Here is a 25,420-nt window from a genome sequence, read left to right on the forward strand (position 1 = left end):
CGTCAGCTGATCTCGGCGCGCGCCATGGCCACCGCCGCGTGCTGCAGATAGGCCTTGACCTCGTCGAACGGCACGGCGTCGACGGCCGGCAGGCCCGGGTTCTGCTCGCGGACCGACAGCTGCAGCGTCGCGAGGTTCATGACGCCGAGCGCCTGCGTGTAGAAGACGTTGGCCAGCAGATAGGTGTCGCGTACGTGGAACTCGCCGGTCTTGATGCCGGCCTCGAGCACGTCGACGACGTGGTTGAGGCAGGAGGCCATGGCGCGGCCGAGGTCGAACATGACCCGCTCACTGACCTCTTCCATGAGCTCCTCGCCGCGGCGCCGCAGCAAGGTCTGTGCGCAGTCGACGAAGGCCGGGAACGCCGAGCCGAAGTCGAGGAACACCACGATCATGTCCTCGAGGCGCGTGACCGGCTCCTGCGTGTCGTCGTCGGAGGAGGCCAACGTCTTGTCGAGCTCTTCGAGATAGCCCACGAGCGTCTCGGCGAACAGCTCCTCCTTGCCGGAGAAGTGCCGGTAGATGATCGCGCGATTGATCCCGACGGCTCTCGCGATGTCCTCGATCTGCGCATCTCGCACCCCGCGCTCGTCGAAGAGAGTGCGTGTGGCGTCGAGAATCTCCCTCTTCCGCTCTGCGCGGCGTTCCGAGACGGGCATGAATCAACTCTAAGGCCGATTGTCGGTGGTGCGACGTAGGCTCAAGGTATGCGTTCTGTGTCCGAGCTCCAGCGCCAAGTCGCGCCGTTCGAGGTCGTCTCCGACTACCAGCCCGCCGGTGACCAGCCGGCGGCCATCGCCGAGCTCGAACGCAGGATCAACGCCGGCAACAAGGACAACGTCCTGCTGGGTGCGACCGGCACCGGCAAGACCGCGACGACGGCGTGGCTGGCCGAGCGGCTGCAGCGCCCGATGCTGGTCATGATGCCCAACAAGCTGCTCGCGGCCCAGTTCGCCAACGAGCTGCGCGAGCTGCTGCCCAACAACGCGGTCGARTACTTCGTCTCCTACTACGACTACTACCARCCCGAGGCCTACATCGCGCAGAGCGACACCTACATCGAGAAGGACTCGTCGATCAACGAAGAGGTCGAGCGGCTGCGTCACTCGGCGACCTGGTCGCTGCTGACCCGCCGCGACGTCATCGTGGTCGCCACCGTCTCGTGCATCTACGGCCTCGGCTCGGCGCAGGAATACCTCGAGCGCATGATCGGCTTCAAGGTCGGCGAGGAGCTGCCCCGCGACAAGCTGCTCCGCACACTGGTCCAGGCGCAGTATGTCCGCAACGACGTCTCGTCGACCCGTGGCACGTTCCGGGTCAAGGGCGACACCGTCGAGATCTTCCCGGTCTACCAGGAGCACGCCGTGCGGGTGGAGTTCTTCGGCGACGAGATCGAGCGGCTCATGACGCTGCACCCGTTGACCGGCGAGGTGCTGAGCGACGACCAGGAGCTCTATGTCGGCGCGGCGACGCACTACGCCGCCGGCCAGGAGACCATGAACCGCGCGATGCGCACGATCGAGATCGAGCTCGAGGAGCGGCTCGCCGAGCTCGAGGGCGAGGGCAAGCTGCTCGAGGCGCAACGGCTGCGCATGCGCACGACCTACGACCTCGAGATGATGCAGCAGGTCGGCACGTGCGCCGGCATCGAGAACTACTCGCGGCACATGGACGGCCGCGGTCCCGGCACGCCGGGTCACTGCCTGCTCGACTACTTCCCCGACGACTTCGTCCTCGTGGTCGACGAGTCGCACGTGACGATCCCGCAGATCGGCGCGATGTACGAAGGCGACATGTCGCGCAAGCGCTCACTCGTCGAGCACGGCTTCCGCCTCCCGAGCGCTATGGACAACCGGCCGCTCAAGTGGGCCGAGTTCCTCGAGCGCATCGGCCAGACGGTCTACCTCTCGGCGACCCCGGGCAACTACGAGATGGAGAAGGTCCAGGGCGACGTCGTCGAGCAGATCATCCGCCCGACCGGGTTGGTCGACCCCGAGGTCATCGTCAAGCCGACCAAGGGTCAGATCGATGACCTGATCACCCAGATCCGCACCCGCACCGAGCGCGAGGAACGTGTCTTGGTCACGACGCTGACCAAGAAGATGTCCGAGGACCTGACCGACTACCTCCTCGAGGCCGGCATCCGCACCCGCTACCTCCACAGCGAGGTCGACACGCTTCGGCGTGTCGAGCTGCTGCGCGAGCTGCGCATGGGGGAGTACGACGTCCTGGTCGGCATCAACCTGCTCCGCGAGGGTCTCGACCTGCCCGAGGTGAGCCTCGTCGCGATCCTCGACGCCGACAAGGAAGGCTTCCTGCGCTCGGGCCGGTCGCTGATTCAGACGATCGGCCGTGCGGCGCGCAACGTGTCGGGCCAGGTCATCATGTATGCCGACACGATCACCGACTCGATGGGCTGGGCGATCGAGGAGACCAACCGGCGCCGCGAGAAGCAGGTCGCCTACAACGTCGCCAACGGCATCGACCCGACGCCGCTGCGCAAGAAGATCGGCGACATCACCGACATGCTCGCCCGCGAGGACGCCGACACCGCGACGCTGCTGGCGGCGACCGGTGACAAGCGCCGCAAGGGTGCTCCGGTGCCCCTGGGGCACACCGCCGACCTCGCCAACCTGCCGTCGGGTGAGCTCGCCGACCTGATCGAGCAGCTCAGCGAGCAGATGCGAGCCGCCGCGGCCGAGCTGCAGTTCGAGGTTGCCGCGCGTCTGCGCGACGAGATCGGCGACCTCAAGAAGGAGCTGCGCAGCATGCTCCAAGCCGGCGTCTGAGGTCTCGATACGCCTCCCCCGCAGAGCTCGGTCGGCTACTCGACCGGCGGATACTCACGTGAGCACTCGGTGGTCGAGTGGGGCCGAGGAACGAGGCCCCGTATCGAGGCCACACAATGTCCACGTGACTGACGTCCTCGAGAACGACCGCATCCGTGTGGTCATCGACCCCACCCGCGGCGCCCGGCTCATCAGCCTGGTCATCGACGGCCACGAGGTCCTGGCCCGCGCGAGCGCTCCGGACATCGATCCCGCCATCGCGGACGGCTGCTTCCCGATGGTGCCGTGGGCCGGCCGGATCCGCGACGGCAGGTTGGCTCTGGGTGGCGAGGTCCACCAGCTGCCGCAGACCGACGGCGATCACGCCTTGCACGGTCTCGGGCACATCTCGCCGTGGGACCGCGTGGCCGAGGGCGCTTACGAGCTCGCGATCGGTGCGCCGTGGCCGGCTCCGGGTGTCGCGACCCAGACGTACGAGCTCCTCGACGACGGCTTGAGAATCGAGCTGTCGTGGGATGACGACACCGAGGCGCCCTGCTCGATCGGCCTGCACCCGTGGTTCAGGCGCCGCCTCGACAGCGGTGAGGAGCTGGTCGCCTCGCTGCGACCCGAGGTCATGGTCGAGCGCGGCCCCGACGACCTGCCCACCGGCACGCTCGTCGACCCGAGTGCCGGACCGTGGGACGACTGCTTCCGCCTGGCCTCGGCGCCGGTGCTGACCTGGCCCGGCGCGCTCGAGCTCACCCTCACCTCGTCAGCCGACTGGTGGATCATCTACGACGAGCCTGACGACACGTTGTGTGTCGAGCCGCAGACCGCGCCTCCGGACGCTTTCGACCACCCGACCCTGCAGCCGGCCGGGCCGTGGCCCCACGGCGTATGGCTCGAGATCACGGTTCGTACGCTGCCGCAGCCGTGACACGTGGCGGGAGGCGCCGCCGCGGTCTGCAAGAATGAGACGTGGAGGGGAGTATTCCCCGATCGCAACGTCGTCATCACGGAGGCTCCCAGCAGTCGCCCGGTGTTGCGGGCCGCATCACGCGGCGGAAGAGACCTCCGGCGTCCCGACGACCGGAGGTACCCGTGATCCTGCCCTTTGCCGAGAGCACCGCTGACACCGTCAGCATGTCCGTCTCGCAGACCGAGTGGATCGTGACGATCTCCGTCACGATCGCGGTCCTGCTCTTCGACGTCATCGTCGTGGCACGCAAGCCGCACGAGCCCACGATGAAGGAATGCGCGATCTACCTCGCCGGCTACATCGGCCTGGCGGTCGCCTTCGGCATCTGGGTGGCGATCCACCACGACGTGCCCGAGAAGGGCGGCGACTTCGGTCTGCAGTTCTTCGCGGGCTGGCTGACGGAGTACAGCCTGTCGATCGACAACTTGTTCATCTTCCTGATCATCATGGCGAGCTTCAAGGTGCCCAGGAAGCTGCAGCAGGAGGCGCTGCTCGTCGGCATCATCATCGCGCTGGTGTTCCGCGGCATCTTCATCGCGCTCGGCGCGGTCGCGATCGAGAACTTCTCGTGGATCTTCTACCTCTTCGGCGCGTTCCTGCTCTGGACCGCGTACACGCTGATGAAGGACACCGAGCACGACGACGACGGCCGCAACGGTGTCGTCAGGTTCGCGGAGCGCTTCTTCAACACCAAGACGGAGTGGTACGGGCTCAAGCTGTTCATCAAGGAGAACGGCAAGACCTTCATCACGCCGATGTTCCTGGTGATCCTGTCGCTCGGCACGACCGACCTGCTGTTCGCCCTGGACTCGATCCCGGCGATCTACGGCCTCACCAAGGAGCCGTACCTCGTGTTCACGGCCAACGTGTTCGCGCTGATGGGTCTGCGCCAGCTCTACTTCCTGCTCGGCGACCTGCTCAAGCGCCTGATCTACCTGTCGCAGGGTCTCGCGATCCTGCTGGCGTTCATCGGCGTCAAGCTCGTGCTGCACGCGCTGCACACCAATGAGCTGCCGTTCATCAACGGCGGCGAGAACTTCGACGTACCCGAGATCCCGACCCTGCTGAGCCTCGGCGTGATCGTGCTGATCCTGTCGGTCACCGCGGTGGTCAGCCTCACGGTCTCGTCGCGGCGGGAGAAGGCAGCCCGCGAGCTGGGCTAGAACCCAGCAGCATGACGTGCATCCGGCCGGCTCCACCTGGAGCCGGCCGGAGCCATGTCACGGCAGGTCGTGCGGGGGTATGTCGTCGGGATCCGTGATCTCGAGGTCCTCGCCCTGTGCGCGTCGGAACAGGTAGATCGGCACCGACAGCACCAGACCGATGGCCAGGAGGATGCCGGCAACCTCGTACTGCTCACCGTCTCGGCCCGACAGCGGCGTGACGAGGTAGAGGCAGGACAACGCTCCGGCGACGGCGATCGCGGTGTGGGTGCGGAAGTGGGGACGGTCGACCCGGTCATGCCGCAGCACGAGCACCGCGACGTTGACGACGGCGAACACCCCGAGCAACAGCAGGGCCGTGGTACCGCCGAGCACGGCGATCGCGTCGTCGCTGGCGTTCGAGACGTACGCGATGAGCCCGAACGACAGCGCGGTCGTGAACAGGATCGAGGCCCACGGGGTTCGGTTCTTGGCGTGGACCTTGGACAACGACTTCGGGATCACGCCTTGCTTGGACATGCCGTAGAGCAGGCGGCTGGCCATCATCATGTTGATCAGTGCGGAGTTGGCGACCGCGAACATGGAGATGAACGGCAGGATCTTGTCCATCGGGAAGTCGGGCGCGCCGGCCTTGACGACCTCGATGAGCGGCGTGTCGCTGCCCGCGAGCGTGCCCACCGGAACGAGTGCGACGGCGCAGATCGAGATCAGGATGTAGATCGTGCCGGTGATGCCCAGTCCGGTGAGCATCATCCGCGGGAAGATCTTGTGCGGCTCGTGGCACTCCTCGGCCATGTTGACCGAGTCCTCGAAGCCGACCATGGCGAAGAACGCCAACGATGTCGCCGTTGTGACAGCCAGGAAGACGTTCTTGTCGTCCGGGGTGTCGAACGCCACGACGCGACCGAAGTCGGCATCGCCGCCGGCGATCGCGTAGAAGCCGATGATGATCACGATGACCAGACCGGAGAGCTCGACAAGCGTCAGGACCACGTTGGCCTTGACGCTCTCGCTGACGCCCCGAAGGTTGACTGCCATGACGAGGGCCATGAACGCGAGGGCGATCAGCATGATCTCGGTGTTGCTGGCCTCCCACTCGACGCCGATCGCCAGGTTCGAGGCGAAGGCGCGTGAGGCGGTCGACGCGGAGGTGATGCCGGAGCACATGACCGCGAACGCGACGATGAAGGTGAAGAAGTGGACGCCGAAGGCCTTGTGGACATACAGGGCGGCGCCTGCGGCCTGGGGATACTTCGTCACGAGCTCGAGATAGGAGAACGCTGTCATGGTCGCGACGATGAACGCCACGAGGAACGGCAGCCACGCTGCGCCGCCAACCTCAGCAGCGACCTGGCCGGTCAGCGCGTAGACGCCCGTGCCGAGGATGTCGCCGACAATGAAGAGCAGGAGCAGCTTGGGCCCCATGACCCTTCGCAGCTCGGTTTCTTGCCCGGGATCGGTCGTGTTTGTACTCATGGAGTCCCCTCGCTCGTGCGCCCCCGACAGGCGTCGTCAGGGTCTCACCCTCCACCGAGTGGCTCGAAGAAGCAACCGGGCAGTGTAGTTTCAATCCGTGGTTGATGTGAGGGCAATGGTCTCCGGCTGGGTCGGCAAGCTGGTGGTGCGACGCATCCAGAAGAAGGGCATCGACCTCTCACGAATCTCGTTCATCCCCGAGCCGACCAAGGTCCCGTTGCAGCGCAACGTCATGGACCCCGTACCCCGGATCGCCGAGATTCGCGCGACCGAGCCGATGCACAAGCTCGATCTGCCGTTCAACTTCCGGGCCTTCCTCGTGACGGGCTACGAGGAGTCGCGGCGCATCCTGACCGACCGCGACTCGTACTCCAACGACATCCGGCACATGTTCCACGGCGACGGACCGGCCACCTCCGACGACATCGGAGGACTGGGGTTCACGGATCCTCCGCTCCACACGCGTCTGCGCAAGATCGTCACGCCCGAGTTCACGATGCGTCGGCTGGCCCGGTTGGAGCCGATGATCAGCGAGATCGTCGACCGTCAGCTCGACAATCTGGCCGCTGAGGGCTCCGGTGCCGACATGGCGAAACACGTGGCGTTCCCGGTGCCGTTCCAGACCATCTGCGCACTGCTGGGTCTCGACTACGACGACCGCGACGCGTTCGAGAAGCTCGGCAGCGCACGTTTCGACGCGACGAACGGCGGGGCGGCGGCCTTCGGGGCGGTGTCCGAGCAGCGTGAGTTCCTGTTCGAGGCCGTCGCGAAGCAGCGCAAGGAGCCAGGTCCCGGGCTCATCGGGCAGATCCTGCGCGACGAGGGCGACCTGATCTCCGACATCGATCTGGCTGGACTCGCCGATGGCGTGTTCACGGGCGGGTTCGAGACCACCGCCGGCATGATCGCGCTGGGCACGATCGTGCTGCTGCGCGACCCGGAGTACGCCGCCCTGATCCGCAAGGGTGATCCCGAGGACGTCGACCGCATCGTCGAGGAGCTCCTGCGCTATCTGTCGGTCGTGCAGGTCGCGTTCCCGCGGTTCGCCAAGCAGGACATGATGCTGTTCGGCAAGCAGCTCAGGGCCGGCGACGTCGTGCTGGCCTCGCTGAGCGGCGCCAACCGCGATCCGAGCTCCGCGGGGGAGCGGCCCGACGAGTTCGACCCCCATCGCATCCCGGCCAGCGGCCACCTGGCCTTCGGCCACGGGATTCACCGCTGCATCGGAGCCGAGCTGGCCCGCATGGAGCTGCGCATCGCCCTGCCGAGGCTGTTCCAGCGGTTCCCCGACCTCGCACTCGCGAAGCCGCAGGAGGAGCTGAGCTTCCGGCAGCTGTCCTTCGTGTACGGCGTCGACGAGCTGCCCGTCACCTTCTGACGTGGTCACCTCCCACGCGCGTACCGCCGCGGAGATCGAGGACTGGTTCGACGACCACGGGCTCCCGTACTTCTCAGGCGATCACGCCGATCGGATCGAGCGGTGGCTGTCGAGGAAGCGCATCACCGCCGTCATCGTCCTGATCGCCGCAACCGCGATCGCAGCGGGTGTCTGCGTGGGGATCTTCGTCGACGACGGTCGCGCCTGGGGGATCTTCACCGGCGTCGTGTTGTTCCTGGCGCTGCTGGGCCTGTTCGCCGGGCGCCTCCTGCGCATGGGCACGATGCTGCGGTGGGCCGCTCGGCGTACGTTCGGTTCGCTCGGCCTGATGTTTCCCTTGCTGACGCGCGCCTTGCCGCTGCTCCTGCTCGCGGTGACGTTCCTGTTCATCAACGCCGAGGTGTGGCAGGTCGCCGCATTGATGTCGCGCAACGTGTTGTGGTCGGCCGTGGCGTTCTTCGCCGCGATCGCGACGGTGTTCCTGCTCGTACGCCTGCCCGAAGAGGTGCGCAGGGTCGAGCGTGAGGTCGCCGGCGAGAGGCTGGCCGACTGCTGCATCGGGACTCCTGCGGCCGAGGCGGCGCGGCAGATCACGGCTGCACCGGCCGACCTGCGGCGGTTCGCCCGGGCCAACCTGGTCCTCGTCCTGCTGTTCAGCCAGGCGATCCAGGTGTTGCTGCTGAGCCTCGGCCTGTTCGCGTTCTTCGTGGTCTTCGGCGAGCTGACGATCCCTGACTCCACCATCGTGGCCTGGACCCAGCAGGCGAGCGTCCACGACCTGCCGTCGCTCGGCAAGAGCCTCCCGTTGACCAACGAGCTGTTCCAGGTCGCGGTGTTCCTGGCCTCGTTCGCGGGGCTCTACTTCACCGTTTACGCGGTCACCGACGAGACCTACCGGTCGCAGTTCTTCGCGGGTCTCTCGACCGAGCTCGAGCAGGCCGTCGCGGTCAACGCCGTGTATGTGTCGTTGCCCCGAGACGATTAGCCATTTCACTGTTGCGTCTGCGCCGGTCCGAGCGCACGATGAAGGTATGGCGCGGAGGAACATCACGCTCCACGAGCATCACCGGCGGTGGGGCATGTACACCGCACTCGTCGTGTTCATCGCGGCGGGCGCGGCGATCGTCATCGGCATCGCACGCGATGGTGAGATCGACCGCGAGCCGTGGGGCTACGTCGCCGTAGCCGTCGCGATCCTGTCTGCCGTGACTGGCCTGCTGCTCGCGTTCGCCCAGGCGGCGTTCGAGAGCCAGGGCCACCACAACTGACCGGACTATGATCCGGGGCATGCGCCGCGTGCTCCTCGCCATCGTGACGGTCGTCGCGCTGGTCGCGGTCTCGTTCGGCGTGGGCTGGTTCGTGAGCGGCACTGATCAACGTACGGGCGTGCGGCACCCGCCCGCGGTGGCCCGGCTCCAGCCGCTGCCCGTGCCGCGCATCATCATCCCGAACGGGCCGTGGGCCGACCCGCGCCCTCCCGTGGTCGCACCCGTTCGTACGGCGCCGCAGATCTCACACGGCTTCTTCGCTGACCTGCTCTTCGCGCTGGGCGTCGACGTCGAGACCGGAGCGTTCGTCGTCCGTTGAACGAGCGCCGGTCATTCTCCGGTCTCGCCGTCGATCGCCTCGCGGATCAGATCAGCGTGACCGTTGTGACGGGAGTACTCCTCGATCATGTGGACGAGGACCCATCGCAACGTGAACTGCTCGCCGCTCCGCGGATGCTTGCCCACGTCGTCGAGTGACCGCGCTGCTGCGATGTCCCGTGAGCGTCCGATGTGGTCGTCGAGGACGGCGCGGGCTTGTTCGCCGGTCGACTCGTCCAGCTTGGTGAAGCCATCGGTGTCGTACGGCGCTGGGGCGTCCTCGCCGGCGATGACCACCTGGAACCACCACCGCTCGACCCCCGCGAGGTGGCGCAGAAGCCCGAGCAGCGTCACGTCCGAAGACGGAACGGCGTGATGGCGCAGCTGCTCGTCGGTGAGTCCCGCACTCTTGCGATAGATCGTCGCCCGATGCCAGTCCAGCATCGTCGTGAGGATCGTCCGCTCGTCGCCGGTGCCGGGTGGTTCGATGCGGTCGTCAGTCATGCGCGGACTCTAACGCTGACGGCAGGCCCGCGGGACTACCAGCCGCGCTCGCGCCACTCCTGCAGGTGGGGCCGCTCGGCGCCGAGGGTCGTGTCGTGGCCGTGCCCAGGGTAGACCCAGGTGTCGTCGGCGAAGCGGTTGAAGATCTTGGTCTCGACCTCGTCGATCAGCGTTGAGAAGTCCTCGGGCGACCAGGTCTTGCCGACGCCGCCGGGGAAGAGCGAGTCGCCGGTGAACAGGTGCACGACGCCGTCGGGATCGTCGTACGCCAGCACGATCGAGCCCGGCGTGTGGCCGACGACCTCGATGACCTCGAGCTCGCAGGAGCCGACGCGCACGCGTGCTCCCGTACGTACGCGGGTCGTGACGGGCACAGGCAGCTCGTCGGCGTCGTCCTCGCCGGCGACGGTCTCTGCGCCGGTGCGCTCGACGATCGTGGCGAGGGCTTGCCAGTGGTCGCCGTGCCGGTGGGTCGTGATGACCCGGGCCAGGCCGTCGCTGCCGACCAGGCCGAGCAGCGTGTCGTACTCGTTGGCCGCATCGATGAGGGCTTGTTCGCCAGTGAGGACGCAGCGCAGCAGGTACGCGTTGTTGTTCATCTCGCCGACGGCGACCTTGGTGATCATGAGGTCGCCGGCCACCTGCACGTCGGCCGGTCCGCCGACCTCGACCTCTCCTGTGTACGTCATGGGCTCAGCCTGCCAGACCCTCACAGACCGGTCTGTTCCATGCCATGGTGTGGGATGAATTCCCTCCTGACCCGAATCGGCGTGCCAGAGCGGTGAGCTGGTCGCCCTTCAGCCCTCTCGTTGGGCGACCCAGCCACCGCCCTAGGAGGGGAAGGGCGACCAAGTCACCGCTCCGGGTGGGATCGGTGTGAGGGAGCGTACGGGCGCTCGGCGGGTTTCTGTCGGACCCGCTCCATACAATGGTGTGGGCCAGGATTCTGCCCGCAACCACCAATCATTTCAGGGGAGCCAGTGACCGACCGCCTCGTCATCCGCGGCGCACGCGAGCACAATCTCAAGGACGTCTCGCTCGACCTTCCACGAGACTCCCTGATCGTGTTCACCGGGCTCTCCGGATCCGGCAAGTCGTCGTTGGCGTTCGACACGATCTTCGCCGAGGGCCAGCGGCGTTACGTCGAGTCGCTGTCGGCGTACGCCCGGCAGTTCCTCGGCCAGATGGACAAGCCCGACGTCGACTTCATCGAAGGCCTGTCGCCGGCCGTCTCGATCGACCAGAAGTCGACCTCCCGCAACCCGCGGTCGACGGTCGGCACGATCACCGAGGTCTACGACTACCTCCGCCTGCTCTACGCCCGCGCCGGCCGACCGCACTGCCCGGTGTGCGGCGAGGCGATCGCCCGCCAGACACCGCAGCAGATCGTCGACCGCATCATGGCCGGCGAGGAGGGCACCCGGTTCCAGGTGCTCGCGCCGATCATCCGCGGCCGCAAGGGTGAGTACGGCGAGCTGTTCCGCCAGCTGCAGTCCCAGGGATTCAGCCGCACGATCGTCGACGGCGAGACGCACATGCTCGCCGACGAGCCGCCCAAGCTCGAGAAGCAGAAGAAGCACACGATCGACGTCGTCGTCGATCGCCTGCAGGTCAAGGGCAGCCAGAAACAGCGCCTGACCGAGTCGGTCGAGACCGCGCTGGGGCTCGCCGACGGTCTCGTCATCATCGACTACGTCGACCTGCCCGAGGACGACGAGCACCGCACCCGCCGGTTCTCCGAGAAGCTCGCGTGCCCCAACGACCACCCGCTCGAGGTCGACGAGCTCGAGCCACGGTCGTTCTCGTTCAACGCCCCGTTCGGCGCCTGCCCCGAGTGCCACGGCCTCGGCACCCGCATGGAGGTCGATCCCGAGCTGGTCGTCCCCGACGACGCCAAGTCGCTCAACGAAGGCGCCGTCGCACCGTGGTCGTCGGCACATGTTGCCGACTACTTCTCGAGGTTGATCGGCGCGCTCGCCGACGAGCTGGGCTTCAGTGCTGACACCCCGTGGGGCGACCTCCCCGAAGACGTACGCGAGGCGATCCTGCGCGGGCACCCCACCAAGGTTCACGTGCGCTACAAGAACCGATATGGCCGCGAGCGGTCCTACTACACCGAGTTCGAGGGCGCGATCACCTACCTCGAGCGACGCCACGAGGAGACCGACTCCGAGACCAACCGTGAGCGCCTCGAGGGCTTCATGCGCGAGGTCCCCTGCCGGGTCTGCAACGGCACCCGGCTCAAGCCGGTGATCCTGGCCGTGACGCTCGAGTCCGAGAAGTTCGGTCCCAAGAACATCGCCGAGGTCTGCGCGCTGTCGATCAGCGAGGCCTCCGAATATCTCCAGACGCTCGAGATGAGTGACCGTGAACGCCAGATCGGCGAGCGCGTGCTCAAGGAGATCAACGAGCGGCTGCGATTCCTGCTCGATGTCGGGCTCGACTACCTCGCCCTCGACCGGGCCGCCGGCTCGTTGTCCGGCGGCGAGGCCCAGCGCATCCGGCTGGCGACGCAGATCGGTGCCGGCCTGGTGGGCGTGCTCTACGTCCTCGACGAGCCGTCGATCGGCCTGCACCAGCGCGACAATCACCGCCTGATCGAGACCCTGCTGCGCCTGCGCGACCTCGGCAACACGCTGATCGTCGTCGAGCACGACGAAGACACCATCCGCGCCGCCGACTGGGCCGTCGACATCGGCCCGGGCGCCGGCGAGCACGGGGGACAGGTCATCGTCTCCGGTCCGGTCGAGGAGCTGTTCGCCAGCAAGGACTCGCTGACCGGCCAATACCTGTCGGGCCGCAAGTCGATCCCGCTGCCGGAGTCCCGCCGCGAGCGAGTCCCCGGGCGCGAGCTGACGGTGCACGGTGCCAAGGAGCACAACCTCCGCGACATCGACGTGTCGTTCCCGCTCGGCATGTTCGTCGCGGTCACCGGAGTGTCCGGCTCGGGCAAGTCGACCCTCGTCAACGACATCCTCTACACGCAGCTGGCCCGCACGGTCTACGGCGCCCGGGCGATCCCCGGCCGGCACCGCACGATCACCGGCCTCGAAGAGGTCGACAAGGTCATCCACGTCGACCAGTCGCCGATCGGCCGCACCCCCCGCTCCAACCCGGCGACCTACACCGGCGTGTTCGACCACGTGCGCAAGCTGTTCGCGCAGACCCCCGAGGCCAAGATGCGCGGCTACCAGCAGGGCCGGTTCTCGTTCAACGTCAAGGGCGGCCGCTGCGAGGCGTGCTCCGGCGACGGCACGATCAAGATCGAGATGAACTTCCTGCCCGACGTCTATGTCGCGTGCGAGGTCTGCCATGGCGCGCGCTACAACCGCGAGACCCTCGAGGTCCACTACAAGGGCAAGACGATCGCCGAAGTGCTGGAGATGCCGATCGAGGAGGCCGTCGAGTTCTTCGAGGCCATCCCAGCGATCGCCCGCCACCTGCGCACGCTCGTCGACGTCGGCCTGGGCTACGTACGCCTCGGGCAGTCCGCGCCGACCCTGTCCGGCGGCGAGGCCCAGCGCGTCAAGCTCTCGGCCGAGCTCCAGAAGCGGTCAACGGGGCGCACGGTCTATGTCCTCGACGAGCCGACGACCGGCCTGCACTTCGAAGACATCCGCAAGCTGCTCGGCGTCCTGCAGCGCATCGTCGACACCGGCAACTCGGTCATCGTCATCGAGCACAACCTCGACGTCATCAAGACCGCCGACTGGGTCATCGACATGGGACCCGAGGGTGGCAGCGGTGGCGGACTGTTGATCGCCGAGGGCACGCCCGAGGACATCGCCAACAGCCCCGACAGCCACACGGGCACGTTCCTCAAGCCGCTGCTCGTCACCTCGTAGGCTGGGTTGGTGGCAGATCCCGCAAGCTATCGACCGGCACCCGGCGAGATCCCGGTCGAGCCGGGCGTCTACCGGTTCCGTGACGCCGAGCGCAGGGTCATCTACGTCGGCAAGGCCAAGTCACTCCGGCCACGCCTGAGCTCCTACTTCCAGGACATCTCGGGCCTGCACCAGCGCACGCAGCAGATGGTGCTGACCGCGAGCTCGGTCGAGTGGACTGTCRTCAGTACCGAGGTCGAGGCCCTGGCCCTGGAGTACTCCTGGATCAAGGAGTTCGACCCGCGCTTCAACGTCAAGTACCGCGACGACAAGTCCTATCCGTGGCTCGCCGTCACGGTCAGCGAGGAGTTCCCGCGCGTCACCGTCATGCGCGGCGCACAGCGCAAGGGGGTCCGCTACTTCGGTCCCTACGGCCACGCGTGGGCGATCCGCGACACCGTCGACACGCTGCTGCGGGTGTTCCCGATGCGTTCGTGCTCTGCCGGCGTGTTCCGACGGTCCAAGGCCATCGGCCGGCCGTGCCTGCTCGGCGACATCGGCAAGTGTGCTGCGCCATGTGTCGGCCGGGTCAGCGCCGACGAGCACCGCGAGATCGTCAACGACTTCCTGGCGTTCATGGGCGGGCAGACGGCCGGGTTCACCAAACGCATCGAGCAAAGGATGCGCGAGGCCTCGGACAACGAGGAGTACGAGCTCGCCGCCAAGCTGCGGGATGACCTCGGCGCGCTTCACCGGGTGCTGGAGAAGCAGACCGTGGTGTTCGGCGACGGCACTGACGCCGACGTGCTTGGATTCGTCGATGACCCGCTCGAGGTCGCGGTGCAGATCTTCTCCGTCCGCGGCGGCCGCATCCGCGGTCAGCGCGGCTGGGTCGCCGACAAGGCCGACGAGGCGCCGTTCCCCGAGCTCGTGCAGGCCGCCCTCATGACGCTCTACGAGGACGCCGCACCGTCGGCTATCCCGCGCGAGGTGCTGGTGCCGACCCTCCCGGCCGACGTCGACGCCGTCGCGGAGCTGCTCAGCGAGCGTCGTGAGGGTCCCGTACGCATCCGGGTGCCCAAGCGAGGGGACAAACGTGCCCTGATGGAGACCGTCGAGCAGAACGCCAAACAGTCCCTGGTGCGCCACAAGCTCAAGCGCTCCGGCGACCTGACGGCCCGCAGCAAGGCTCTCGAGGAGCTCCAGGAGGCGCTGGATCTGGAGACCGCCCCGCTCCGCATCGAGTGCTACGACATCTCCAACCTCGGCGCGACCGAGACCGTGGCCTCGATGGTCGTGTTCGAGGACGGTCTGCCCCGCAAGTCCGAATATCGCCGGTTCACGATCCGCAACGAAGGCCAGAGTGACGTCGCGGCGATGCACGAGGTCATCACCCGGCGGTTCAGTCAGCTGCTGCGAGCACGCGAGGGCAACGATGAAGAGGGTCCGGGCATCGATCCCGAGACCGGCAAGCCCCGCAAGTTCGCCTACACACCCGCGCTGGTCGTCGTCGACGGTGGTCCGCCGCAGGTCGCTGCCGCCCACGCGGCGATGCAGGAGCTCGGCATCAAGGATGTCGCGCTCGTGGGCCTCGCCAAGCGTCTCGAAGAGGTGTGGCTGCCCGACGATGAGGACCCGGTGATCCTCCCGCGTACGAGTGAAGGCCTCTATCTGCTGCAGCGCCTGCGCGACGAGGCGCACCGCTTCGCGATCACGCACCACCGCGGCCGGCGCAGCAAGTCGATGATCGAGAGCGTGCTCGATCCCGTGGCGGGTCTCGGGCCGGCGAGGCGCAAAGCGCTGCTCAAGACGTTCGGATCGGTCAAGAAGCTGCGGGCCGCGACAGCAGAAGAGATCGCAACCGTGCCCGGCATCGGCGCGGCTACGGCACAATCCATCGTGGAGGCACTTGCGATCGGCGAGCAGTCGCCCGCCATCAACACCGCGACCGGCGAGATCCTGGAGGACAGTTGACGACCTTGACGCAGTTCGTGCTCGTCACCGGCATGACCGGAGCAGGGCGAGGCTCGGCCGCCAAGGTGCTCGAGAAGCTCGGCTACTACGTCATCGACAACCTGCCGCCCGATCTGCTGTCCCAGGCCGTGGCGACGATCCAGGAGTCGAAGGACATCGACCGCCTCGCCGTGGTCGTCGACGCCCGCTCACGCCAGTTCTTCGGTGGCCTGGTCGAGGCGCTCGAGGAGCTGCGCGACGACGGCATCCACACCAAGATCCTCTACCTCGAGGCCGCCGACGAGGTCCTCGTACGCCGTCAGGAGGCTGCGCGTCGCCCGCACCCCCTGAGCCTCGAGGGCCGGCTGATGGACGGCCTGGAGCGCGAGCGCGAGCTCCTGAGGCGGGTCCGTGGTCGGGCCGACATCGTCGTCGACACGTCCAACCTCAACGTGCACCAGCTCGGCCAGCGCATCCGCGCGGCGTTCGAGGACCCCGACTCCGGCGGGCTCCGCGCCTCGGTCATGTCGTTCGGCTTCAAGTACGGCCTGCCGATCGACGCCGACATGGTGGCCGACCTGCGCTTCCTGCCCAACCCGTTCTGGGTCGACGAGCTGCGCCCGTTGAGCGGGCTCGACGATCCCGTGCGCGACTACGTGCTGCGGCAGCCCCGGTCCGCGGAGTTCCTCGAGCAGTACGAAGGGCTTGTCGCCCTGCTGACCGATGGCTACCTGCGCGAGGACAAGCACTTCCTGACGATCGCGATCGGCTGCACCGGCGGCCGCCACCGCAGTGTGGCGATGTCCGAGGCGTTCGCCGAGCGGCTGCGCGCCCACGGCGTCCGTACGCTCGTCGTGCACCGCGACCTGGGGCGCGAGTGACCGCGACGCGCCCCGCGCATCTGGCCGGACGCGTGGATGGCGACCTCAAGGTCGTGTCGCTCGGGGGAGGGCACGGCCTGGCCGCCAGCCTGTCGGCGCTGCGACGGCTGACGACCGATCTGACGGGCGTCGTGACGGTCGCGGACAACGGTGGCTCCTCGGGCCGCATCCGCGCCGAGCTGGGCGGACTGCCGCCAGGTGACCTGCGGATGGCCTTGGCCGCGCTGTGCGGCGACGACGACTGGGGCCGCACGTGGGCCGCGGTGCTGCAGCACCGGTTCTCAGGCACGGGAGAGCTCAAGGACCACGCGGTTGGCAACCTCCTGATCGCCGCGATCTGGGACCAGGTCGGCGACCACGTGGTCGGACTCGACCTGGTCGGCGAGCTGCTCGGCGCCCAGGGCCGCGTCCTGCCGATGGCTGCGGTGCCGCTCGACATCGAGGCGGACGTGCACCTGCGCTCGGCCCCCGACCGGCTGACCCTCGTACGCGGTCAGGTCGAGGTGTCGTCGACTGACGGGCAGGTCGTCAGCGTCCGGCTCGACCCGAGCGACCCGCCCGCCTGCCCTGAAGCCGTGGCGGCGGTCGACGCGGCGGACTGGGTCGTGGTCGGACCGGGCTCGTGGTTCACCAGCGTCATGCCGACGTTGCTCGTTCCGGGCCTGCGCGACGCCCTCACCCAGACCAAGGCCAAGCGCATCCTGGTGCTCAACCTGCATGAGCAGGAGGGCGAGACCGAAGGACTCACGCCGACAGACCATCTTGAGGTTTTGGCAGCACACGCGCCCGAACTCGGGTTGGATGCTGTCATCGCCGACACCAGCCTCGTTGACACGCGTGGCACGCTGGAGTCGACGGCACGGGCGCTCGGTGCGCGGTTGTACGTCGCGGACGTGGCAGCCAGCCCGGGATCGGATCAGCACGACCCAGGACGGCTCGCAGCCGCGTTCGGACGGGTCATGAGGACGGCATAGAGTGACACTCTTCTCAAAGACCAGAACATTGACAGACAGGGGTTCGGCCGCATGGCAATGACGGCTCAGGTGAAGGCAGAGCTTGCCAACACCACGATCACGAAGTCGTGCTGCCGCAAGGCCGAGGTGTCGTCGATCCTGCGCTTCGCCGGCGGCTTGCACATCGTCTCCGGGCGCATCGTCGTCGAGGCCGAGCTCGACACCGGAGCAGCGGCTCGCCGCCTCCGCAAGGACATCGCCGAGATCTACGGGCACGACAGCGAGATCCTCGTGATGCAGAACGCCGGCATCCGCAAGGACACCCACTACGTCGTCCGCGTCTCCAAGGACGGCGAGGCCCTCGCTCGGCAGACTGGGCTCATCGACGGCAGTGGCCGCCCGATTCGTGGGCTGCCTCCGCAGGTCGTCTCCGGCTCGTCGTGTGACGCCGTCGCCGCGTGGCGCGGATCCTTCCTCGCGCACGGCTCGCTGACCGAGCCTGGGCGCTCCTCAGCCCTCGAGGTCAGCTGCCCCGGTCCCGAAGCCGCGCTCGCTCTGGTCGGCGCCGCTCGCCGCCTCGGCATCAGCGCCAAGGCCCGCGAGGTCCGTGGTGTCGACCGCGTCGTCATCCGTGACGGCGAGGCGATCGGTGCGCTGCTGACGCGTCTCGGTGCTCACGAGTCCCTGCTGGCCTGGGAGGAGCGCCGCATGCGCCGCGAGGTGCGGGCGACCGCCAACCGGCTGGCCAACTTCGACGACGCCAACCTGCGGCGCTCGGCACGGGCCGCGGTTGCCGCCGGTGCGCGCGCGCAGCGAGCCCTGGAGATCCTCGGCGAAGAGGTCCCCGATCACCTCAAGATGGCCGGCACGCTCCGCGTGGAGCACCGCCAGGCCAGCCTCGAGGAGCTCGGGCAGCTGCACGAGCCGGCGCTCACGAAGGACGCGATCGCCGGACGCATCCGCCGGTTGCTCGCGATGGCCGACAAGCGGGCCGAGGAGCTCGGCGTTCCAGACACCGAGTCCACCCTGGGCGACGAGCGACTCGCCGAGGGCTGAACCATCTCACCGGGCTGAGGTGACTCGCCGGTAGTGAAGGCAACTCGGTAGGGTTAGGGGTGTCACCCACATCGACCCGCAGGAGACACGTTCCCCGTGACCGTACGCGTAGGCATCAATGGATTTGGCCGTATCGGCCGTAACTTCTTCCGCGCGGCTCGTGCCGCCGGCGCAGACATCGAGATCGTCGCCGTCAACGACCTGACGGACAACAAGACGCTCGCCCACCTCCTCAAGTACGACTCGATCCTCGGCCGTCTCGACGCTGACGTCAGCTACGACGACACGTCCCTCACCGTTGGCGACCACACGTTCGCCGCGTTCGCCGAGCGCGACCCGGCCAAGCTCGACTGGGCCGCTGTCGGCGCCGACATCGTCATCGAGTCGACCGGCTTCTTCACCGACGCGACCAAGGCCAAGGCCCACATCGACGGCGGCGCCAAGAAGGTCATCATCTCCGCTCCGGCGAAGAACGAGGACGTCACCGTCGTCATGGGTGTCAACCACGACAGCTACGACCCGGCCGCGCACACGATCATCTCCAACGCGTCGTGCACGACCAACTGCCTCGCGCCGATGGCCAAGGCCCTCAACGACGCCCTCGGCATCGAGCGCGGCCTGATGACGACGATCCACGCGTACACGCAGGACCAGAACCTGCAGGACGCGCCGCACTCGGATCTGCGTCGCGCCCGCGCCGCCAACCTGAGCATCATCCCGACGTCGACCGGCGCCGCCAAGGCCGTCAGCCTCGTGCTGCCGGAGCTCAAGGGCAAGCTCGACGGCTACGCGCTCCGCGTGCCCGTCCCGACCGGCTCGGCGACCGACCTGACGTTCACCGCTTCGCGCGAGACCACGGTCGAAGAGGTCAACCAGATCATCAAGGATGCAGCGGAGAGCTCGCTCAAGGGCTACCTGACGTACACCGAGGACGAGATCGTCTCGGCGGACATCGTCACGGACCCGTCGTCGTGCATCTTCGACTCGGGCCTCACCAAGGTCATCGGTGACCAGGTCAAGGTCGTCGGCTGGTACGACAACGAGTGGGGCTACTCCAACCGCCTCGCCGACCTCGTCGTGCACGTCGGATCGTCGCTCTAAGCTGTGAAGACGGTTTCGGACCTGGGAGACCTGCGCGGCAAGCGCGTTCTCGTCCGCAGTGACCTCAACGTGCCTCTCGATGGCACGACGATCACCGACGACGGTCGCGTACGCGCGAGCGTGCCGACGATCAAGCGTCTTGCCGACGCAGGTGCCCGCGTCCTCGTGACGGCCCACCTGGGTCGCCCCGACGGTGTCGCCAACCCGAAGTACTCCTTGGCGCCGGTCGCCGAGCGGCTCGCAGAGCTGCTCGGCGCCCCGGTCCTGTTCGCCAACGACACGGTCGGCCCCGAGGCCCACCGCATCGCCTCGGCGCTCCAGGACGGCCAGGTCGCGGTGCTGCAGAACGTGCGGTTCAACGACGAGGAGACCAGCAAGGACAAGGACGAGCGCCGGGAGTTCGCCGGCAAGCTCGCCGACCTCGCTGACGTCTTCGTCTCCGACGGCTTCGGAGTCGTGCACCGCAAGCAGGCGAGCGTCTACGACATCGCCCGTGAGCTGCCGTCCGCCGTTGGTGAGCTGGTCGAGGCCGAGGTCGACGTGCTCAAGCGCCTGACCGAGAGCCCCGAGCGTCCCTACACGGTCGTGCTCGGCGGGTCGAAGGTCTCGGACAAGCTGGGCGTCATCGACAACCTGCTCGACAAGGCCGACAACCTGCTGATCGGCGGCGGGATGGTCTTCACGTTCCTCAAGGCGCAGGGCCACGAGGTCGGCAAGTCGCTCCTCGAGGAGGACCAGCTCGACATCGCGCGTGGCTATATCGAGCAGGCCGCCAAGCAGGGCGTACGCCTGGTGCTCCCGACGGACATCGTCGTGGCACCGGAGTTCGCCGCTGACGCGCCCGCCACGATCGTCGCTGCCGACGCGATCCCGGACGACCAGCTCGGGCTCGACATCGGTCCGGACTCCTCGGCGGCGTTCGCCGAGATCATCCGCGGCTCCAAGACGGTGTTCTGGAACGGCCCCATGGGCGTGTTCGAGATGGCGGCATTCGCTGCCGGCACCAAGGCGGTCGCGCAGGCGCTCACCGAGATCGACGGCTTGTCCGTCGTCGGTGGTGGTGACTCGGCCGCGGCCGTACGCCAGCTCGGCTTCGCTGACAGCGACTTCGGACACATCTCCACCGGGGGAGGCGCGAGCCTCGAATACCTCGAGGGCAAAACGCTGCCCGGACTCGCCATCCTCGAAGGGGACGATGCATGACCGACCGCAAGCCACTGATGGCCGGCAACTGGAAGTCCAACCTCAACCACCAGGAAGCCGTGGTGCTGGTCCAGAAGCTCGCCTGGACGCTGCAGGACAAGAAGCACGACTTCGACAAGTCCGAGGTCGTCGTGGTCCCGCCGTTCACCGACATCCGCAGCGTGCAGACGCTCGTCGACGGTGACCACCTGGCGATCGGCTACGGCGCGCAGGACGTCTCCGAGCACGACGGTGGCGCCTACACCGGCGAGATCGCCGCGTCGATGCTGGCCAAGCTCGGCTGCTCCTACGTCGTCGTCGGCCACTCGGAGCGACGTGAGTACCACGCCGAGAGCGACCAGCTCGTCAACATCAAGGCAGCCAAGACGCTCGCAGCGGGCATGAGCCCGATCGTGTGCGTCGGCGAAGGCCTCGAGATCCGCCAGGCCGGCGACCACGTGGCCTACACGCTGGCGCAGGTCGACGGCTCGCTCGCCGGTTTCACCGCCGAGCAGATGGCCTCCGTCGTCATCGCCTATGAGCCCGTCTGGGCCATCGGCACGGGCGAGGTGGCGACTCCTGAGGACGCGCAGGAGGTCTGCGCAGCGATCCGTTCGCGTGTCGAGGAGACCTGGTCGCCGGAAGTCGCGGCGGCATTGCGTATCCTTTACGGCGGATCAGTGAAAGCGGCGAACATCGCCGCCATCATGGCGAAGTCGGATGTCGACGGAGCCCTCGTTGGCGGAGCAAGCCTCCAAGCGGAGGAGTTCGCCGGAATCGCTCGGTTCTACGCCATGCCGGACCTGTCCGGCGCCTGACAACGAAGGCCCCAAACTCGTGATTCTGACGTTCTCCGTAATCCTGGCGATCAGCAGTGTGCTGATGATCGTCCTGGTTCTCATGCACAAGGGACGCGGGGGCGGCCTCTCCGACATGTTCGGTGGCGGCGTCTCCAGCTCGCTCGGCGGCTCCTCGGTCGCCGAACGCAACCTCGACCGCATCACGGTCGGTATCGCAGTCGTCTGGGTCGTGTGCATCTTCGCACTCGGCCTGCTACTGAAGGTGAGCAACTAGTGGCAGCAGGTGCTATCCGGGGCAGCCGTATCGGCTCAGGCCCCATGGGCGAGGCAGAGCGTGGCGAGGCCGCACCGCGGCAGTTCGTGACGTTCTTCTGCATCAACAACCACACGACGGAGCTGCAGTTCGCGATCGAGGCCGAGGTCCCGGAGTCCTGGGACTGCCCGCGCTGCGGAATGCCGTCGAGCGTCGACGCCGAGAACCGGCCGACCGCCAAGAAGATCGAGCCCTACAAGACGCACCTCGCCTACGTGAAGGAGCGTCGCTCCGAGACCGAGGCCGACGAGATCCTCAAGGAAGCCATCGACCTCCTGCGCACCAAGCGCAAGACCGGCGAAGTCATCTTCTGAGCCTTGTTGCTGGTTGAGGTGCGAAGGCCGCCAGCGGCCGTAGCTCCGCACCTCAACCACCCGGGTCAGAGCTTGGAGGCGGCGGCTTCGTCGAGGAGCCACGCAGTCTCGGTACGCCCCTGGGCTCCACGAGCCGGGGTGTCGTCGAGCGTGCCATCGCCCAGGGCGCGGGCGACAGCGTCGGCCTTGCCCTCGCCGGCGACGATGAACCACACCGCGTCGGAGTTGTTGAGCGCGGGAAACGTCAGCGAGATGCGTACGGGCGGCGGCTTGGGGGAGTCGAACACCTCGACCGCTCGCCGCTCCGACTCGTGAACCTGGTCGAAGCCTGGGAACAGCGAGGCGACGTGCCCGTCGGGGCCGACGCCCAGGAGGGTGACGTCGAACGGCTCGGAGGGCAGCGCAGCAGCGTACTGATCAGCCGCCTCCGCGGTGCTGAGGTCGCACCCGTGGGCCGGCATCGAGTGGATGCTCGACGCGGGCACGCCCAGACGGTCGAGGAACGCGTCTCGCGCCTGCTGGTCGTTGCGGTCGGCGTGACCCTCGGGGACGAAGCGCTCGTCACCCCAGTAGAAGTCGACCTGCGTCCAGTCGACGAGCTCGCTCTCGATCAGCTTGTAGGCGTCGATCGCGATCGTGCCGCCGGTCAGGACGACGCTGGGTCGGCGACCCTCGGCCTGGATCAGCGCGATGCGACCGGTGAGCCGGTCGGCGATCGCAGCAGCGAGCGCCGGAGCGTCCGGGTAGACCTCTTCGCTGAGCGTCATGCCGACGCCAGCATGTGCTTGATCGTCGCCTCGTAGACGTCGTCGGCGTCGAGGCGGCGCAGGTCCTCGGCCAGCAGCTCGGCGAGCGAGCGGGGGCCGAGCGGCACCTCGCGCGGGGACGAACCGGGCACGCTGAAGTGGCACGAGTGATCGGTGATCCGCTCGATCAGGACGTCGCCGTCCGGCGTGTGGAGGACGACCGACATGATCTGCGCCCCGGTGTCGCTCTTGCGTGTCTTGATGTCGACCTTGAGTCGGCTCTCGAGCCACGCGACCAGCAGGGTAGCCGCGGGGTTGCCGCTGCCGGCGATGACCGTTCCTCCGGTCACCTTGCCGTCGGACTGGTCCAACGCCGCGGCCAGCAGTGCACGCCACGGCGTCAGCCGGGTCCACGACAGGTCCGTGTCGCCGGGCACGTAGTGACGTGCCACGTTCTTGAGCGACCTGATCGGCGAGTCGGTCGCCTCGGCATCGGTCAGACGGCGACGAGCCAGCCGGCCGATCGCGTCCTGCGACGGGTCCGCCGGCGGCCTGCCGGGCCACCACACGACGACGGGGGAGTCGGGCAGCAGCAGCGGCAGCACGACCGACTCTGCGTGCTTGGTGAGCTCGCCGGAGATGCGCAGCAGGATCGACTCGCCGGACGAGTTCTCACCCACCCGCACCTTGGCGTTGAGCTCGGCGGCGCCACGGCCATCACCGAGGATCACGCCGATCACGCGCGAGGGGTGCTCGCGGGACAGCGTGGTCGCGGTCTTGAGCGCCTCGCTGACGTTCTCGTCGTCCGTGACGACGAGCAGGGTGAGCACCATGTCCATCGCGGGGCTGCCGGCGGCGACGCGCGCCTTGACCATCGCGCGGGCGATGCGCGACGAGTTGGTCTTCTCAAGTGCGATTTCCACTAAGGACGCCTCCAGGTGCGGCCGTCACGTGCGAGCATCTTGTCGGCCGACTCAGGGCCCCAGGTGCCGGACGGGTAGGTGTCGATGGTCTTCTGCCGGTCCCAGTGCTCGATGACGGGGTCGAGGATCTTCCACGACAGCTCGACCTCCTCGTGCTGCGGGAACAGCGGCGGGTCGCCCAGCAGGACGTCGAGGATCAGTCGTTCGTACGCCTCTGGGCTGCTCTCGACGAACGCGCCGCCGTAGGCGAAGTCCATGTTGACGTCGCGGATCTCCATCGTTGTGCCGGGCACCTTGGCGCCGAACCGCAGCGTCACGCCCTCATCGGGCTGGATGCGCATGACGAGCGCGTTCTGGCCGAGCTCCTCGACGTCGTTCTTGTTGAAAGGCTGGTGCGGAGCCCGCTTGAACACCACGGCGACCTCGGTGACGCGTCGCCCGAGGCGCTTGCCGGCGCGCAGGTAGAACGGGGTGCCGGCCCAGCGCCGGGTGAGGACGTCGATGCGCATCGCTGCGTAGGTCTCGGTCATCGACGACTGAGGAATGCCGTCTTCCTCCTTGTAGCCCAGCACCTGCTCGCCGCCGGCCCAGCCGCCGACGTACTGGGCGCGGGCCGTGTGCAGGTCCATCCGAGCCGGGGGACGTGCGTTGGCGAGGATCTTCTGCTTCTCGATGCGCAACGACGAGGCGTTGAACGAGACCGGCTCCTCCATCGCGATGAGCGCCATGAGCTGCAGCAGGTGGTTCTGGATCACGTCGCGGGCGGCACCGATGCCGTCGTAGTAACCGGCGCGCGAGCCGATGCCGATGTCCTCGGCCATCGTGATCTGCACGTGGTCGACGTAGTGGTTGTTCCAGATCGGCTCGAACATGCCGTTGGCGAAGCGGAACGCCAGGATGTTCTGGACCGTCTCCTTGCCGAGGTAGTGGTCGATGCGGAACACCGAGCGACGGGGGAACACCTCGCCGACGATGCGGTTGAGCTCCTCGGCCGACTTGAGGTCGTGGCCGAACGGCTTCTCGATGACGACGCGTCGCCAGCCCTCGGACGACTCGGCGAGGCCGTGTTTCTTGATCTGCGAGACCACGACGGGGAACAGCCCTGGCGGGATCGACAGGTAGAACGCATGGTTGCCACCGGTGCCCTGCTGCTCGTCGAGCTCGGCCATGGTCTTGCCGAGCCGTTCCCAGGCGTCGTCGTCGTCGAACTCACCCGGGACGAACCGGATGCCGGCAGCGAGCTGGTTCCAGACCGTCTCGCTCCACGGCGTACGCGCACCGTCCTTGGCTGCCTGCTTGATCATGTTGGCGAACTTCGAGGTGCCGAAGTCGTGGCGCGCGAAGCCGACAAGCGCGAACCCCGGTGGCAGGAGGCCCCGGTTGGCGAGGTCGTAGATCGCCGGGACGAGCTTCTTCTTGGCCAGATCGCCCGTCACGCCGAACAGGATGAGGCTGCAGGGCCCGGCGATGCGGGGGAGCCGGCGATCCTTGGGATCTCTCAGCGGGTTGTCAATCAG

24 protein-coding genes are annotated in these 25,420 nt (G+C 67.6%); 17 read left to right on the forward strand and 7 right to left on the reverse strand.

Going from position 1 to position 25,420, the window contains the following annotated elements; all coding sequences use genetic code 11:
* Positions 1-2 precede the first annotated feature (2 nt).
* Positions 3-659: a TetR/AcrR family transcriptional regulator gene (locus tag AC1DVU_RS19945; RefSeq protein WP_476924199.1), complete on the reverse strand. Its 657-nt coding sequence runs from the start codon at positions 657-659 to the stop codon at positions 3-5.
* Positions 660-707: 48 nt separating this feature from the next.
* Here AC1DVU_RS19945 and uvrB point away from each other — a divergent pair, with 48 nt between their 5' ends.
* The 3 genes from uvrB to AC1DVU_RS19960 all read left to right on the forward strand — a co-directional run bounded on the left by uvrB (position 708) and on the right by AC1DVU_RS19960 (position 4,913).
* Entirely contained in the window at positions 708-2,789 is a 2,082-nt protein-coding gene (gene uvrB / locus AC1DVU_RS19950; protein ID WP_476924200.1) for an excinuclease ABC subunit UvrB, read from the forward strand.
* A 124-nt stretch (positions 2,790-2,913) separates the two neighbouring features.
* Complete coding sequence (locus AC1DVU_RS19955) at positions 2,914-3,708, forward strand: aldose epimerase family protein (RefSeq protein ID WP_476924201.1); 795 nt, start codon at positions 2,914-2,916, stop codon at positions 3,706-3,708.
* A 206-nt stretch (positions 3,709-3,914) separates the two neighbouring features.
* On the forward strand, positions 3,915-4,913 hold the full coding sequence (locus AC1DVU_RS19960) for a TerC family protein (RefSeq protein WP_476924318.1): 999 nt from the start codon (positions 3,915-3,917) through the stop codon (positions 4,911-4,913).
* Between the two features lie 57 nt (positions 4,914-4,970).
* Here the strand turns inward: AC1DVU_RS19960 and AC1DVU_RS19965 are convergent, their stop codons facing one another.
* Positions 4,971-6,389: an APC family permease gene (locus tag AC1DVU_RS19965; RefSeq protein WP_476924202.1), complete on the reverse strand. Its 1,419-nt coding sequence runs from the start codon at positions 6,387-6,389 to the stop codon at positions 4,971-4,973.
* A 97-nt stretch (positions 6,390-6,486) separates the two neighbouring features.
* Between AC1DVU_RS19965 and AC1DVU_RS19970 the strand changes: the two genes are divergently transcribed.
* Genes AC1DVU_RS19970 through AC1DVU_RS19985 form a run of 4 tightly spaced genes read left to right on the forward strand, consistent with a single transcriptional unit; the run spans position 6,487 to position 9,354 of the window.
* Positions 6,487-7,767 (forward strand): cytochrome P450, encoded by a 1,281-nt coding sequence (locus AC1DVU_RS19970; protein WP_476924203.1) that lies wholly within the window; start codon positions 6,487-6,489, stop codon positions 7,765-7,767.
* A 1-nt stretch (position 7,768) separates the two neighbouring features.
* The gene (locus AC1DVU_RS19975) at positions 7,769-8,752 is read left to right on the forward strand and encodes a hypothetical protein (RefSeq protein ID WP_476924204.1); all 984 of its coding nucleotides are present in this window, start codon (positions 7,769-7,771) and stop codon (positions 8,750-8,752) included.
* A 46-nt stretch (positions 8,753-8,798) separates the two neighbouring features.
* Complete coding sequence (locus AC1DVU_RS19980; RefSeq protein WP_476924205.1) at positions 8,799-9,035, forward strand: hypothetical protein; 237 nt, start codon at positions 8,799-8,801, stop codon at positions 9,033-9,035.
* A gap of 19 nt (positions 9,036-9,054) precedes the next feature.
* Positions 9,055-9,354, forward strand: a complete 300-nt coding sequence (locus tag AC1DVU_RS19985) for a hypothetical protein (protein WP_476924206.1) — start codon at positions 9,055-9,057, stop codon at positions 9,352-9,354.
* Positions 9,355-9,365: 11 nt separating this feature from the next.
* On the opposite strand, the gene AC1DVU_RS19990 is transcribed toward AC1DVU_RS19985, so the two are convergent.
* A complete protein-coding gene (locus AC1DVU_RS19990) occupies positions 9,366-9,857 on the reverse strand; it encodes a DinB family protein (protein WP_476924207.1) in 492 nt (163 codons plus the stop codon).
* Between the two features lie 35 nt (positions 9,858-9,892).
* Positions 9,893-10,546 carry an MBL fold metallo-hydrolase gene (locus AC1DVU_RS19995; RefSeq protein ID WP_476924208.1) on the reverse strand — a complete coding sequence of 218 codons (654 nt, stop codon included), beginning with the start codon at positions 10,544-10,546 and terminating at the stop codon, positions 9,893-9,895.
* A 291-nt stretch (positions 10,547-10,837) separates the two neighbouring features.
* On the opposite strand from AC1DVU_RS19995, the gene uvrA reads away from it, so the two are divergent.
* The 10 genes from uvrA to AC1DVU_RS20045 all read left to right on the forward strand — a co-directional run bounded on the left by uvrA (position 10,838) and on the right by AC1DVU_RS20045 (position 22,234).
* The gene (gene uvrA, locus AC1DVU_RS20000) at positions 10,838-13,702 is read left to right on the forward strand and encodes an excinuclease ABC subunit UvrA (protein ID WP_476924209.1); all 2,865 of its coding nucleotides are present in this window, start codon (positions 10,838-10,840) and stop codon (positions 13,700-13,702) included.
* A 9-nt stretch (positions 13,703-13,711) separates the two neighbouring features.
* Positions 13,712-15,655: an excinuclease ABC subunit UvrC gene (gene uvrC / locus AC1DVU_RS20005; protein ID WP_476924210.1), complete on the forward strand. Its 1,944-nt coding sequence runs from the start codon at positions 13,712-13,714 to the stop codon at positions 15,653-15,655.
* Positions 15,652-16,515: an RNase adapter RapZ gene (gene rapZ / locus AC1DVU_RS20010; protein ID WP_476924211.1), complete on the forward strand. Its 864-nt coding sequence runs from the start codon at positions 15,652-15,654 to the stop codon at positions 16,513-16,515. The genes uvrC and rapZ overlap by 4 nt, the downstream gene beginning before the upstream one ends.
* Positions 16,512-17,489, forward strand: a complete 978-nt coding sequence (locus AC1DVU_RS20015; RefSeq protein WP_476924212.1) for a gluconeogenesis factor YvcK family protein — start codon at positions 16,512-16,514, stop codon at positions 17,487-17,489. Before rapZ ends, AC1DVU_RS20015 begins: the two co-directional genes overlap by 4 nt.
* A gap of 51 nt (positions 17,490-17,540) precedes the next feature.
* Positions 17,541-18,524 (forward strand): DNA-binding protein WhiA, encoded by a 984-nt coding sequence (gene whiA, locus AC1DVU_RS20020; protein WP_476924213.1) that lies wholly within the window; start codon positions 17,541-17,543, stop codon positions 18,522-18,524.
* 96 nt (positions 18,525-18,620) lie between these two features.
* Positions 18,621-19,625: a type I glyceraldehyde-3-phosphate dehydrogenase gene (gene gap, locus AC1DVU_RS20025; RefSeq protein WP_476924214.1), complete on the forward strand. Its 1,005-nt coding sequence runs from the start codon at positions 18,621-18,623 to the stop codon at positions 19,623-19,625.
* A 3-nt stretch (positions 19,626-19,628) separates the two neighbouring features.
* Positions 19,629-20,828, forward strand: a complete 1,200-nt coding sequence (locus tag AC1DVU_RS20030; protein WP_476924215.1) for a phosphoglycerate kinase — start codon at positions 19,629-19,631, stop codon at positions 20,826-20,828.
* Entirely contained in the window at positions 20,825-21,625 is an 801-nt protein-coding gene (tpiA, locus tag AC1DVU_RS20035) for a triose-phosphate isomerase (protein ID WP_476924216.1), read from the forward strand. The genes AC1DVU_RS20030 and tpiA overlap by 4 nt, the downstream gene beginning before the upstream one ends.
* Before the next feature lie 19 nt (positions 21,626-21,644).
* Positions 21,645-21,881, forward strand: coding sequence for a preprotein translocase subunit SecG (gene secG / locus AC1DVU_RS20040; protein WP_082582024.1), 237 nt, complete (start codon positions 21,645-21,647; stop codon positions 21,879-21,881).
* Positions 21,881-22,234: an RNA polymerase-binding protein RbpA gene (locus AC1DVU_RS20045; protein ID WP_159540539.1), complete on the forward strand. Its 354-nt coding sequence runs from the start codon at positions 21,881-21,883 to the stop codon at positions 22,232-22,234. Before secG ends, AC1DVU_RS20045 begins: the two co-directional genes overlap by 1 nt.
* A 65-nt stretch (positions 22,235-22,299) precedes the next feature.
* Here AC1DVU_RS20045 and pgl read toward each other — a convergent pair whose 3' ends face one another.
* From pgl to zwf, 3 genes are read right to left on the reverse strand one after another with little or no spacing between them, the layout of a single operon-like run.
* Positions 22,300-23,001 (reverse strand): 6-phosphogluconolactonase, encoded by a 702-nt coding sequence (pgl, locus tag AC1DVU_RS20050; protein WP_476924217.1) that lies wholly within the window; start codon positions 22,999-23,001, stop codon positions 22,300-22,302.
* On the reverse strand, positions 22,998-23,903 hold the full coding sequence (locus AC1DVU_RS20055) for a glucose-6-phosphate dehydrogenase assembly protein OpcA (protein ID WP_476924218.1): 906 nt from the start codon (positions 23,901-23,903) through the stop codon (positions 22,998-23,000). Before AC1DVU_RS20055 ends, pgl begins: the two co-directional genes overlap by 4 nt.
* Complete coding sequence (gene zwf / locus AC1DVU_RS20060; RefSeq protein WP_476924319.1) at positions 23,903-25,420, reverse strand: glucose-6-phosphate dehydrogenase; 1,518 nt, start codon at positions 25,418-25,420, stop codon at positions 23,903-23,905. Before zwf ends, AC1DVU_RS20055 begins: the two co-directional genes overlap by 1 nt.

This window comes from Aeromicrobium sp. P2_G6, from assembly GCF_056403535.1.

What these genes read in the sequence shown, in the direction of transcription:
- AC1DVU_RS19945 (WP_476924199.1), bottom strand. Translation starts at nt 659, where the DNA reads ATGCCCGTCTCGGAACGCCGCGCAGAGCGGAAGAGGGAGATTCTCGAC.
- AC1DVU_RS19960 (WP_476924318.1), top strand. Translation starts at nt 3,915, where the DNA reads ATGTCCGTCTCGCAGACCGAGTGGATCGTGACGATCTCCGTCACGATC.
- AC1DVU_RS19965 (WP_476924202.1), bottom strand. Translation starts at nt 6,389, where the DNA reads ATGAGTACAAACACGACCGATCCCGGGCAAGAAACCGAGCTGCGAAGG.
- AC1DVU_RS19980 (WP_476924205.1), top strand. Translation starts at nt 8,799, where the DNA reads ATGGCGCGGAGGAACATCACGCTCCACGAGCATCACCGGCGGTGGGGC.
- AC1DVU_RS19985 (WP_476924206.1), top strand. Translation starts at nt 9,055, where the DNA reads ATGCGCCGCGTGCTCCTCGCCATCGTGACGGTCGTCGCGCTGGTCGCG.
- AC1DVU_RS19990 (WP_476924207.1), bottom strand. Translation starts at nt 9,857, where the DNA reads ATGACTGACGACCGCATCGAACCACCCGGCACCGGCGACGAGCGGACG.
- AC1DVU_RS19995 (WP_476924208.1), bottom strand. Translation starts at nt 10,546, where the DNA reads ATGACGTACACAGGAGAGGTCGAGGTCGGCGGACCGGCCGACGTGCAG.
- whiA (WP_476924213.1), top strand. Translation starts at nt 17,541, where the DNA reads ATGGCAATGACGGCTCAGGTGAAGGCAGAGCTTGCCAACACCACGATC.
- tpiA (WP_476924216.1), top strand. Translation starts at nt 20,825, where the DNA reads ATGACCGACCGCAAGCCACTGATGGCCGGCAACTGGAAGTCCAACCTC.
- pgl (WP_476924217.1), bottom strand. Translation starts at nt 23,001, where the DNA reads ATGACGCTCAGCGAAGAGGTCTACCCGGACGCTCCGGCGCTCGCTGCT.